Below are 13,215 nucleotides of genomic sequence, written 5' to 3'. Positions count from 1 at the left end.
ATTTAATGTCGGTGACAAAGTTAAAGTGAATAATATGGAACTTGTAGAATGGGGTGGGAGTACCATTCATTGGAATATAAGAAATAACATTGAAAAAATTCAAGAATTGAAAATCCTAAATGACTCCAATAATAATGAGGATGATCAATGGATTTGGTCTTATTGAACTACTCACCACACTACCTACTTTAGCTTGGTTTTCGCAACTTCGGCAAGCGTGGGGCGAAAGAACGTTGAAGATTTTACGGTTGCAACGTTTTTCTGCAACCAACCTCATATCTTCAGTTTTCAAAGAGCAATCTGTACAAGTAAATGATAGCAAACAAGTTGGCTTATGCCAACCGACATTCATCTCCCACCTAAAATTTAGGTTTCACACCTTCACATTTTTGAGGAAGGAGTCTTCTGTCGGAAAACGATAAATAATATCTAAAAAGAACTTGTAACCTTTTTACAAGTTCTTTTTTATAAGAAATAGACAGTTTATTAATTATTCTTCTGCAATGTAGAATTGGAATAACTGTTTACTAGCGAGGTAAATGCTTGGTCATACTCTCCTTTTAATTTTGTTACAATATCAGCAATTCGTTGCACCTGTTTGACGTTTCCTACACCTTGACCTGCAGAAAATATATCTTTCCACGGCTTTATTTCCATTTCATTGGTTTGAGCAAAAGAAAAATCTAATGATGTTTTCTTTTGCAAATGATTGGGATCAAGTCCTACCTTTAAAATACTAGGAATAAGATAATTTGCATGCACTCCACTAAATGCATCGGTGTAAATCAAATCTTCAACATTGGATTCAACCAGCATATTTTGATAAGTATCATTTGCTAAACTTTCAGATGAGGCTATAAATCGGGTGCCCATATAAACCATATCTGCACCCAGTATTTCCATGGCTAAGATGTCTTGACCACGAGATATGCAACCAGCGACTACTGTAATGCCATTCCAAAACTCTTTTACTTCCGTTAGAAAGGCAATTGGATTGAGTGTTCCCGCATGTCCGCCAGCTCCTGTACAAACGAGGATTAAACCGTCTATTCCAGCTTCCGCGGCTTTTCTCGCATAATTTAGATTAGTAGCATCTGAGAAAACTAATCCTCCATACTCATGCACAATATTTACTACTAATGATGGATTTCCCAGTGATGTAATTACAATAGGTGGCCGATATTTTTTAATTAGTTCAAGATCTGCCTCATATCGTTGATTTGTTCGATGTACAATTAGATTCACTGCCCAAGGAGCAATAGAATGTGTTACATTTTTAAGCTGACTTGTTGAAAGTTCATTTGTGATATGTTTCATCCATTCCTCTAGTATTTCCGTGGTACGGGCATTAAGTAGTGGAAAAGAGCTTACTATTCCAGCTTTACAACCATTAATAATCATTTCTGGACTTGAAACCAAAAACATCGGAGCCATAATAACAGGTAATGATAGTTTTTCTTTTAATAGTAGGAACTCTTGTTTTGACATACTTTATCATCCTTTCAACATGTATGTGTTTTCACTTAATAGAACCCCAGTTTTATTTAACTCCTGCTTTTATATTTTTATTCTCACTGAAGGCTTGCTTAGCTTCAGGTAGTAAAAGATTTAAAATTGCTGCTCCTAGTGCTGAACCAATTTGATGACTGAGGAATAACCAACCTAAAATGAATCCGGGAGAATATTGTTTGAAATCTGTTATTTCTACAAATCAAGGAAATTCACAATACATGTCTTTTACACCTCCACTTATAAAATATGAGGTAGGCATATAAAAGCATATATACACCATTAGAATTATGGTAACGGGTACATATACATAACAGTCAAGGGCGTTTTATAACACTTAGATCTTAATAACACGTTAAAATCCTCTCTAAGAAAAAGTGCTAGAAAGGATAGAATATAGACATTAATCGTTAAATTTTTTAAAAAGGGAGCCTGTCAAAATTTCCATCAAGCTAAAGAAAGTAAATAGCTCAAAAATAACTTTGACATATAATATACTTTATTTTATAGTAAGTACTACACTAACTACTAAAGGAGTTATTATGGAAGAACTTTATAAAGAACTTCAGAAATGGGGATTTTCGCAATATGAATGTAAAGCGTATATAGGCCTTTTAAAAAATTATCCCATAACAGGATATGAAATCAGTAAAAGGTCAGGCGTACCTCGTTCAACGATTTACGAAGTGGTGGCAAAATTAATTGATAAAGGTGCGGTTTATACGGTACCTTCTGATCCTGTAACCTATGCCCCATTGCCAGCTAAAGAGTTAATCCGCCGATTACGAAACAACTTCGAAAATTCTATGGATTATCTTGAAAAGAATTTATCTGCGTTAGAAGGCGAACAAGAAGTAGATGTGATTCATCGTATCAGTAGTGATGAGCATGTTGTTGCTGAAATGATTGATATCATAAATAAAGCAGAAAAAGAAATATGGTTGTCGATTTGGGAACCACAAGCCTCGTATTTAAAAAGTGCTATAGATAGACGAATAAATGAAGAAATCCATGTTTTCTCTATTCTTTTTGGAGCACCTGATATGCAGCTTGGTGTAACTACTCATCATAATTATATGGCTCCCGAAGTAGCTGAGGAACGTATGAGTGGTCGATTAACAATTGTCGCACGGGACAATGAAGAAGTATTAATTGCAAATTTCTCTCCAAATACACCTGCATGGGCAATAAAAACAGAAGATCCAGCCCTGGTATTAATCGCAATGGAGTACATTAGACATGACATTATGTTCTCAGAATTAGTTAAAGAAGTTGGGCCAGAGAAAACGGAATCTCTTTGGAAAAACGATTCTAATCTATTTCATGTTGTCACTGGAAAACGGTTCAAATAAATTGAACCGTATTTTCTTTCATTTTTTTCATAGTAGTTAGTGTGTTAGCTTCTATTTTTAAGAATAAGGAGGGCATGAAATGAGTTTGTCGAACGTCCAAGTAAATTCATCTCAGAGAGATGAAGATGGCTTTATCAAAGGAGTAAAAGATTGTATCCCTACATTACTAGGTTATTTAAGTATCGGAATAGCGGCAGGTGTTATTCAAAAGACTGCGGGACTCAGCATAGCTGAAATAGCTCTAATATCTTTAATCCTTTATGCTGGCTCTGCTCAATTTATTGCTGCTGGGATGATGGCAACAAGCAGTTCTCTTACTGCCATTATTATTACTATTTTCTTCGTTAATCTTCGGCATATTTTACTTAGTGCAGCACTAGCACCTTATTTTCGGCATCTTTCTCCATTTAGAAATATGTTAGTAGGTTCCCTACTTACCGATGAGACATTTGGTGTTGCTATTAGTGAAGCTGCAAAGAAAAAACAAATCAGTGAAAGATGGATGCATGGCCTTAATATAACAGCTTATATAAACTGGTTTGTAGCTAATTTAGCAGGAGCATTTTTGGCACAGTGGATCTCCAACCCCGAAGAATTTGGTCTAGGATTTGCCTTGCCAGCAATGTTTATAGGAATACTTATACTAACAATGTTAGGACGAAGTACAATTAAACTAGATATTATTGTCGCAATTATAGCAGTTGTTATTGCTGTGGGAAGTTCTTTCATATTGTCCAGTAGTATGGGAGTTATTGTGGCTACAATTATTGCTTCAACAATAGGAATGGTGGTGGAAAAATGGAAGTAAGATGGGGAGTTTTTTTAATCATTCTAGGTTCAGCTATTGTAACGTTTATTCCAAGGGTCGTTCCTCTTATGGTACTAAGTCGTTTCGAATTACCAGAATGGGGAATGCGATGGTTAAATTATGTTCCTATTTCTGTTATAGCTGCTTTGATTGGTCAAGAGATATTTATACATGATGGAAAGATTTTATCACTTACAAGTAACATTGAATTTTTTGCAGCCCTACCAACTTTCTTTATTGCGATAAAAACACGTAGTTTATTTGGAACCGTACTAGGAGGTATTATTTCAATTATACTTTTACGCTTGTTGTTTTAAAACTAAATACTGTATTCAATTGATTGTCCAATGCATGAAAGATAACTATAGAGCCGCAGGATTGAAGATAAGGATTGAAATATATGTTGAATTAATATCTTAGTATACTTGAATTGAACTGATATTTAGCGTCTTAAAAATCTTATAAAGCCCCAAAATAAAAAACATGCATTTTGACTTGGAAAAGCACTTTTTCTTTTTGGGGTATTTATTTTTTAAGCTGGAGGAACATGTGATTTTATCAGATTAAAAAGATATCTAAACGTAGTCTTTAGAAAAAAGAAACAACCTCTAATATAATTAACGTTGTATTAGCTTAGCTTGATATCGATGTGGCGGGAACCCAAAAATATAAATTTACTTTATTTAAGAGGTGGGTGGGTAAACTTAAATCTTGAAATAGGATATATGTTTATACATACAGGAGCATTTACATATTAAAAGCACCTAACCAACCATTTTCGTAGGCTAGTATTAATTGAGACTTAGGCTTATGTTGCTTACATCCTTAGATGCCCTTTTTGTTATAGATATAGTTAAATCAGTTAAAAAATATTAGATTAAATTATAAAAACAAGATAGATAAAACCTATTTCTTAAGTTTATCTATCTTGTTTTGTTAATTACCCTTTAGATATAAAGAACATTTATTCGTTCATTTATTTATAGTACATATTCATCTATAGTGAACAAACACCTGATTTGTTTACTATCAACTCGCAGTTAAAAGAATGGTGAATTGTCGTAAGATTTCTTTTCTGAAATGAAAGAATGGAATATACCGCATAAAATTTCTACACCCTCTTTTAATTGCTTCTCACTCATATAAGAGTAACTCAATCTCAAATGGTGATTTTCTAGTTCTACAGGATAGCATGCTGTACCAGGCAAAAATGTCACTTTTTTCTTTTGTGCTTCTAAAAGAATAGAATTTGTATCCATCCAATCAGGAAGGCTAATCCAAAGATTTAATCCTCCTTCAGGTATGAACCATGAAACCTCAGATGGAGCAAGTTTTGACAATAGTTCCAAAACTAGATCCCTTCGTAATTTCAAAGCAGTTCTTAATTTTTTTATATGTTCCATTGATTTTTGTGATCTCATAAATGGCAATATTATTTTTTGAGTAAGTAAAGGACTTCCTAAATCTGCGTTAGCTTTTGCTGCTAATAATCGATTAAATATGGAACCAGAAGCAATTAATACTCCAATTCTACAACCAGGAGCAAATGTTTTACTTAATCCTTTCAAATAAATGACATGTCCGGAATCATCTAAACTTTTAATGGGAGCCGGTGGTTTTTTATTAAAGTAAATCTCGCTCCATGGATCATCTTCAATAACTATGCTATTGCTACTTTGAGCTATATCAAGAATTTGTCTACGTCTTTTAGCAGTTGTGACAATACCTGTTGGATTATGAAAGGTAGGCACTGTATATATGATCTTTGGTTTATATTTGTCACATAAATTCTGCAGGATGTCTATTCTCATACCATCTTTATCGATTGGAACGGTAAGGACTGTAGCACCTCTCCCACGAAAGACATCAATTGCTCCTGGGTAAGTTGGAGCCTCCATTATAACCACATCATCAGGTCCGATAAACGTACGAGCAATAAGACCAATTCCTTGTTGAGAACCATTTGTAACTAAAATGTTTTCTGGAACTGTAGTAATATCCATTCTTTTCAAATATGCGGCCATTTCATGTCTTAGTTCAAGATCTCCTTGTACTTCTCCATATTGAGATAAAATTCTTGGGTTATCAACAAATATTTTTTGAACTTCTTGTTCTAAAAAACGATTCGGAAAAAGCTTTGGATCAATCATCGAAGATGATAATTGAATCATTTCTGGAACATAATGAAAGCGTGAAAATTGAGATCTAGGTAAATAATCCTGAATTGATACCTGCCAATTATAAGGAGAAACTTTAGGTTGCCTATTAACAACTTCTTTTCTTTCTGGATTAACAAATGATCCTTTTCCTTGAATTGAGGTAACAAAGCCATCTTCTTCAAGTTTCTTATATGCTTTTGCTACTGTCACCAGACTCACTTTCAATTGTTTTGTAAGAATGCGTATAGAAGGTAATTGTGCTCCTTCCTGTAGAAAGCCGGAACGAATTTGGTCAACAATAGATAAGTATATTTGTTTGGAAAGTGAAATTTCACTGTTACGTTGAATTTCAAAATGCATACTAATTCTCCTTTCAGTGTTATAGAAGGGACTTGAGTGTTATATACGGTTCCGTTATAACATACAAGTAGATTAAGGAAATCTCTGAAATAAAGAATTAAAAAATAGAATTAGGAAGGAGGAAATAACTATATTAACAAGAGTTAGGTTAAACATCTTTGCTTTAAAAGGATACCCATTTGTTACGATATTTTAATCATTTAACACAAAAGCAATATATATTTAAAACCTATATAGCAATATTAACTACACCGGTCATATAGCATAGTGGCACTATACTTCATTTTTAAAAATCTTGCAAATATTTATTATTCACTAAATACTTTTCTATGTAATCAGAGACCTTTATATTACCAATCTTAAAAGGAGATATATTATGTTTAAGCATGATATTACTGTACGTTTTAATGAATGTGATTCTTTGGGACATGTAAACAATGCAACTTATTTTACTTATTTTGAAGAAGCGAGAAATGAACTTTTTAAAATTTTCAATCCAAGTCTAAAGGTAAAATACTGGAACTTAATGGTTGCTTCTACCCAATGTGACTTTATTTGCGAGACGTCATATAGCCAAAAAGTAACTGTTTATACATGGATTAGCCAAATTGGGAATACCAGTTTTCAAGTTGAACATGTTATACAGGATGAACACCAAAATTGGATTGCAAGAGGAAAAGTTATTTTGGTTCATTTTAATTTTCAATTAAAAAAATCAATTCCTTTACCTAAAGAAATAAGGCGTTTACTTTCGGAACATACCGAGGCACCAAAAGGTGTCCCAATGATGAGATAATAAAGCTACAATCATTATATTTCAATATGAAAAAGAACAATATAGGGAATTTACATTAAAACATCATAATAATATGATTATAATTTATCATCGTAGTGTTATATTAGCATCTTGTGGGTTTTATACCAGTATCATATAGAATACAGTTTATAAATGAAATACTAATTAATAAGTAGGGGAGTAGTATTAATTTTCATGTAAATATAGGGGGAACAATGAAATATTATGTTGTTGACGCATTTACAGAAAACGTATTTGAAGGAAATACAGCAGCAATTTGTATTATGGAAGAATGGTTTCCAGAAGAGATGATGCAAAAAATTGCAATAGAAAATAAACTTCCTGAAACTGCTTATGTAGTAAAAGAAGGGGAGGGCTATAAACTAAGATGGTTTACTCCTGATGGAGAAATTGATCTTTGTGGCCATGCAACTTTAGCGGCAGAATACGTAATTGCTAACTATTATGAAAAGGAAGCCGAAGAATATAAGTTTCTAACAAAAAGTGGAGAACTTAATGTAACTAAAAAGAAAGAAATTTATGAGATGGATTTCCCCAGCAGAATACCTGAAAAAATTACATTGACAGAAGAAATGGTTGAAGCAATTGGTATAAAACCTGTTGTAAGCTACTTGGGCAGAAATTTGATATTCGTTATATGAAATGAAAAAGATGTTCAAGAGCTGACGCCTGTTTTTGCGAAAATGAAGGAGCTACTAGAAGAACTAGTTACATCTGTTACAGCCAGAAGTTCTAAATATGATTTTGTTCCCAGGGTCTTTTTCCAGAAGCTCAATGTAATGAAGATCCAGTTTGCAGTTCAAGACATTCAAGCTTGCTGCCATTTTGTGCAGAAATGGCAGCAAGACAGCTGTCTGGCCGAGGGGGAACACTATATTGTAAACATGAGGGAGACAGAGTAAAAATTACGAGAACAACAGTTGTATATGCCATTAGTGATATTTAAATAAAATAAAAATGAGGTTAAAAAATGAAAATAGAACAAAGAATTGAGGAACTAGGTATTATATTACCTAAAACTTCGCCTGCTAAGGCATTATACGTACCAGTTAAACAAATAGGAAATTTCCTATTTGTATCAGGACAAGCTCCATTTATTAATGGTAACCTCGCTTATACAGGGAAAGTCGGGGGAGAAAGAACCCTAGAAGAAGCGCAAGAAGCAGCAAGACTTTGTATCATTAATACACTGGCAGCAGTCAAAGAATATATTGGTGATTTAGACCGTATTGTCAACGTAATTAAACTACAAGCCTTTGTGAATAGTGAAACTGACTTTGATCAACAACATATTGTTATTAATGCTGCTTCAAAGTTGTTACACGATATCTTTGGAATAGAAGGCCAACATGCCCGGACTGCAATTGGAGCAAATCAACTACCAATGAATATTACAGTGGAAATTGATTGTATATTTGAAGTTCAATCCTAATAAGTGGATACTAAATGAAGTTTTGCAACAAAAATTAATAGCACTTACTAAAATTTCATGATAGGTACTAAGGATATTCAGCCAGTAATATAACTTAGTTTTCAATTATATTACCTGTATCAGATGGAGATGAAGATATGAATAAAAAGAATGGTTTAAATAGTAATAAAGAGAAATGTGATAATTTGGAATTTCCGAGTAGTGATAAGTGGCAATATGAATCGTATTACAAATATCAACCTTTATTTTCTTTTAAAGACTTATTAAAGCTTTTCACTAGAAAGACAAAGCAATAGAATTAAGCTGGTTTCTTATTATAGATTGACATGAAAACTCATGTGATAAAGTCTGAATTTTCTTTGTTCGGAAGATAAGAAAGGGGTGTAAGTTATGAAATGCATATAAAAGCAGTTACTATAGAGGAAATTTATCAGGAGATATTAGATGGAAAAAGAAATAGATTCCCACCAAACACTTGGAAATTAGATAAAAATAATGAGATAGCTAGAAGAGTTACAAGGTATTTAGTAACAAAACTTTTAAATTGGAACGACGAAGAGATTAAACAGAATTGGAATTACGCATTAATTGCGAAGTATCGATTACGTGGAGTATTGAAGCATAAGTATGAAAATAGTCCGTACGCAATGATCAATGATTTATATCCAAACAGATTTAAAGAATGGGAATTTAAAATGACACCTTTAAATTTTTGGACAAAAGAAAAGGCCTTAGAATTATTAAAATGGATAATTGAAGAAGAAGAGAAATTATCACCCGAAATATTCTTGCAAACTTATGGGCAAAAATGGTTAAACGAACGACGACTAAGCGCACCTTTAAGAATGCTCTGGGATGGAAGTCCGTATGCGATGATTAATGATTTATATCCAAATCGATTTAAAGAATGGGAATTTACTAAGACTCCTAATAAATTTTGGACGAAAGAAAAAGCATTACAAGCTCTGAAGTGGACAATTGTAGAAAAAGAAAAATTAAATCCAAATCAATTGAAGAATATATACGAAAATAAATGGTTAACGCAAGCGGGATTGAGGGGGGCCTGTCAATTATATTGGAATGATAGTCCATATGCAATGATTAATGACTTATATCCGAATCAATTTAAAGAATGGGAATTTAAGATGACACCTAGTGGATTTTGGACGAGAGAAAAAGCGCTAGCTGCATTACAGTGGACAATTGAAGAAAAAGAAAAGTTGACAGATAATCAATTATTACAGCAGTACACAATGAAGTGGCTAAAAAGACAGAGATTATGGACACCAGTAGTAAGATACTGGAATGGAAGTCCCTACGCAATGATTAATGATTTGTATCCAAATAAATATTTAAAAAGTTCATTCAGAGGATATGTAAATAAGTCTAAACACTACTAGACATACTCTAAATATTGAAAACACGAGCAATGAATTCAGAATTTTTAATATTCAACTTTGAAAATACAAGTAGAAAAAGAACATTTTTTTACATCAGTTTTTTCATATAAAAGATACTGCTTCAATAGAGGGAAATATAAGCATCTTTATAAGAATTTCTCAATATAGTCATGGTGTTAACCAAAGTAGTCTGTATTATTTTGTTCTACTTGTAAATTAATAGACCTTCAAACAATGAACATAATCGCTTCATATCAATTGAAAATTTTTTATAAGAAAAAATAAATCTACAAATATAAAAATTATAATGAGGGCTTCGAGAGATAAGTTATTAACTTTGAAGAAATATCAATTCTCCCAATGATTATATTTAATAAGCAATAAAGGAGAACGAATAAAGATGGAAATGTTAAAAGGTACTTTACTTTTACTTGCTGTTCTTTCATGCATGTCATTATTTTGCTACAAAGCTCCACATGGAATGAAAGCAATGGGGGGGCTTTCAGGTGCTGCTTGTGCAACCTTTTTAGTAGAAGCTTTTCATAGTTATGTAACTGGTGATTTAATTGGAATTCCATTTTTAAAAGATCTTGGTCAAATGGCTGGAGGCCTTGGTGGAATAGCTGCTGGTACACTTGTTTGTTTAAAATTGGGGGTAAATCCTGTCTATTCCATGATGGTTGGGGTAGCAGTAGCTGATTTTAAGTTACTTCCAGCATTTATCGCTGGTTATTTGGTATCTTTCCTAATTAAACAAATTGAAAAACGTATACCAGAAGGCTTTGATTTAATTGTTACTGTTTTAGTTGTTCCGGTTATAGCACGTTTAATAGCAACAGCAATAGCACCAGTAGTAGTCGGATTATTACAGAATATAGGGGATGTACTAATATCCGCCGGTACAGGAAGTCCAATTTTATTAGGAATCATTTTAGGTGGGATTATCCCACTCGTTGGCATGAGTCCATTAAGTTCCATGACACTTACAAGTTTAATTGGTTTAACTGGCATGCCAATGGCGATTGGTGCCCTATCGGTAACAAATTCTTCTTTTGTTAATTATATGTTATTTAAACGTATGAAATTTGGTAATAAAGCCACTACAACAGCAGTTGCTATTGAACCATTAACACAATTTGATATTATTGCTTCAAATCCAATTCCTATTTATTTAACAAATGCCATGGGGGGCATGATTGCTGGTGTAGTTGTTGCCTCATTTGGACTCATCAATAACGCGGTTGGTACTGCAACACCAATTGCTGGATTAGTGGTTATGTTTGGATTTAATGATTCTATGAAAGTATTATTATGTACTGCAACTATTATGACTACTGGGCTATTATCTGGATTTATCGGTTCACTTGTATTTAAAAATTTTAAAATCAGAAAAGTGGAAGACATTAGAGAAACCCCAAAAAAAATTCCTGCTTAATCTATAAAACTAGATTTGGAGAAATAAAACATGAAAGACAAATCATTGTTTTATTTTATCGGTCCAATTATGGTGAGCCCATCTAGTTTACATACTACTGGTGCTGCACGGACAGATATTGAGACAAGAACACTGATTTTTCAAAGATAGAATATAATATTAGATTGAGGCGAAATTTCTAAAAAATAAAAAGGGCAAGTTTTGAACCAATATTTACTAGTAAAAGTAAATTACAACACAATTGTCTCTTATCATTAATAAAAATACATCACTATTAAATGGTGATGTATTTTTATTTTGGAAAGAATCGTTATACGCAGCTGTACAGAAATAAAGTTCCATTTTAATTAATAGATTTGCTATTGAAAATCAAGATAAAGATACACGTGGATATATATAACTGAAGTAATTCCGTTATAAAAAAGTATCCACTTTCTTGTCCTAAAACAATGATAGAATTAGAAGTACCCACTTTCTTGTCTAAAAAGTATCCATTTTCATGTCTTTGTACAACATACATCTACAATGAAGGATGGGTGATAACCATCATTTTCATCTTCGCGTTAAGTTCTGATATAACGAACTCTTGGATACTGAAATTCTATTCTTATTATAAGCGGTAGCTTATTTGATTTTTAGGTTTATAATTCATAGCTAGTTTAAGTTAAGTGACTATTTTGAGTGGTCTATAAAGAATTAATCGCTTTTATATAATTATATACAAATAAATTATACACTTTTGGTTATACATCTCTTTAATTTACAAAAATGGGAATTATACATTTTAATTTTATGATATTTTCCCTCTGTTGTATTCATTGCGAGTGACAAATATTTTAAAAGCGTAGAAAGATCTTATTTCTACGCCTCTTTTAATAAGTGGTAGATTTAGTGTTTTTTAAAATTTGTTATATAAGATTTTACAGCTTGCAATAAGAATTCTTCCTGTCTCATACCAGCTTCCGCTGCCATTTGAACTACTTTTTGCTTAAATTCATGATCTGCATGAAAAGTTAATGGCTCTACATTACTTTTAAAGTAAATACCTTCTACATGTGGAAGAATCGTGCCAGATTTCATATGAGAATGTAAGTACTTAATCTCTTCTTGAAACTGCAATGGATCTACTTGTAATACGAAAGGTTTAATTTCTAATTTGATAGTATCTGCTGAAATACTCAATCTCATATTTGTGATACCTAGCTCCTTATAAAATAAGTTTATTAGATTATAAGTAATGGAATTAAATAATTGAGGTTTTTTAAAGGAAAAAGATAAATACCCTCGTTTTGTAATTACCGCTTTTTTAATGAAAGGTTCAAAGGTGTAATCATGTTGTTTATAAGTGGATAGAGGGAAAATGTCCTCGTCCTCTGTAAGAATCTTGCCGTCTGCTCCATTGATCTCTATTACCCTAGCTGTTTTTCCGTTATGTTGATGTGTTAATAATTGATATAAGTATATATCTTTATTTTGAATTTTCGTAATGAATGTTTTTCGCTCTTTTGTTTTGGTTTTTTCATAATCAAGCATAAAAATCTCTAGGTCTTCCTCATCGATAAGATATACTTGTTTTCCTCTTTTTTCTACCATTGTGGCGGGTAATTTTCCAGATTTGATGTATGTAAAGATAGTAGATGGTGCAACATTAAGAATTTCAGCTACTTCTTTCGTGCTAAGGCCTTTAACCTTATTTTGATTTTGTAAACGTTCAATATCCTCTAAATAGAAAATCTTACTACCGAATTGCTTCCAGTTATCTTTATATACACATTCTATTAATCCATCTTTTTCTTTTTTTAAAATTGTTTGTACCGTTACTCCTAATAAGTCGGCTGCCTCTTTGGTCGTTACAGTAGGTTTTGTAATGAACAATAAATCTTGTGTCATGAAAGGACACCTCCATAACTATCGTTTGTTAATATTTTAGGTATGTATATATC

General features: G+C 32.5%; 10 protein-coding genes and 1 pseudogene. 8 read left to right on the top strand and 3 right to left on the bottom strand.

Annotated elements, in window-relative coordinates; genetic code table 11:
• Positions 1-486: 486 nt before the first annotated feature.
• Positions 487-1,488, bottom strand: a complete 1,002-nt coding sequence (locus tag GBN78_RS24635; RefSeq protein ID WP_152127805.1) for an NAD(P)H-dependent flavin oxidoreductase — start codon at positions 1,486-1,488, stop codon at positions 487-489.
• Between the two features lie 563 nt (positions 1,489-2,051).
• On the opposite strand from GBN78_RS24635, the gene GBN78_RS24630 reads away from it, so the two are divergent.
• The 3 genes from GBN78_RS24630 to GBN78_RS24620 all read left to right on the top strand — a co-directional run bounded on the left by GBN78_RS24630 (position 2,052) and on the right by GBN78_RS24620 (position 3,986).
• Positions 2,052-2,861 carry a TrmB family transcriptional regulator gene (locus GBN78_RS24630; protein WP_152127804.1) on the top strand — a complete coding sequence of 270 codons (810 nt, stop codon included), beginning with the start codon at positions 2,052-2,054 and terminating at the stop codon, positions 2,859-2,861.
• A 79-nt stretch (positions 2,862-2,940) separates the two neighbouring features.
• A complete protein-coding gene (locus tag GBN78_RS24625) occupies positions 2,941-3,669 on the top strand; it encodes an AzlC family ABC transporter permease (protein WP_152127803.1) in 729 nt (242 codons plus the stop codon).
• A complete protein-coding gene (locus GBN78_RS24620; protein WP_152127802.1) occupies positions 3,660-3,986 on the top strand; it encodes an AzlD domain-containing protein in 327 nt (108 codons plus the stop codon). Before GBN78_RS24625 ends, GBN78_RS24620 begins: the two co-directional genes overlap by 10 nt.
• 723 nt (positions 3,987-4,709) lie before the next feature.
• Here GBN78_RS24620 and pdxR read toward each other — a convergent pair.
• Entirely contained in the window at positions 4,710-6,188 is a 1,479-nt protein-coding gene (pdxR, locus tag GBN78_RS24615) for a MocR-like pyridoxine biosynthesis transcription factor PdxR (protein WP_152127801.1), read from the bottom strand.
• A 376-nt stretch (positions 6,189-6,564) separates the two neighbouring features.
• Here pdxR and GBN78_RS24610 point away from each other — a divergent pair, with 376 nt between their 5' ends.
• The 5 genes and pseudogenes from GBN78_RS24610 (at position 6,565) to GBN78_RS24590 (ending at position 11,272) form a co-directional block, all read left to right on the top strand.
• Entirely contained in the window at positions 6,565-6,984 is a 420-nt protein-coding gene (locus GBN78_RS24610) for an acyl-CoA thioesterase (protein WP_152127800.1), read from the top strand.
• Positions 6,985-7,199: 215 nt separating this feature from the next.
• Positions 7,200-7,951: pseudogene (locus tag GBN78_RS24605) on the top strand (PhzF family phenazine biosynthesis protein).
• Between the two features lie 24 nt (positions 7,952-7,975).
• Positions 7,976-8,437 carry a RidA family protein gene (locus GBN78_RS24600; RefSeq protein ID WP_098451312.1) on the top strand — a complete coding sequence of 154 codons (462 nt, stop codon included), beginning with the start codon at positions 7,976-7,978 and terminating at the stop codon, positions 8,435-8,437.
• 395 nt (positions 8,438-8,832) lie between these two features.
• Positions 8,833-9,837 carry a DUF4046 domain-containing protein gene (locus tag GBN78_RS24595; RefSeq protein ID WP_152127799.1) on the top strand — a complete coding sequence of 335 codons (1,005 nt, stop codon included), beginning with the start codon at positions 8,833-8,835 and terminating at the stop codon, positions 9,835-9,837.
• Positions 9,838-10,237: 400 nt separating this feature from the next.
• Positions 10,238-11,272: a PTS sugar transporter subunit IIC gene (locus tag GBN78_RS24590; RefSeq protein WP_152127798.1), complete on the top strand. Its 1,035-nt coding sequence runs from the start codon at positions 10,238-10,240 to the stop codon at positions 11,270-11,272.
• Between the two features lie 888 nt (positions 11,273-12,160).
• On the opposite strand, the gene GBN78_RS24585 is transcribed toward GBN78_RS24590, so the two are convergent.
• Positions 12,161-13,162: a helix-turn-helix domain-containing protein gene (locus tag GBN78_RS24585; RefSeq protein ID WP_074626502.1), complete on the bottom strand. Its 1,002-nt coding sequence runs from the start codon at positions 13,160-13,162 to the stop codon at positions 12,161-12,163.
• Positions 13,163-13,215 lie beyond the last annotated feature (53 nt).

It is taken from the genome of Bacillus sp. B2-WWTP-C-10-Post-4 (assembly GCF_009183805.1).
Lineage (GTDB): Bacteria > Bacillota > Bacilli > Bacillales > Bacillaceae_G > Bacillus_A > Bacillus_A cereus.
This window is presented reverse-complemented; position numbering and strand designations above follow the sequence as displayed.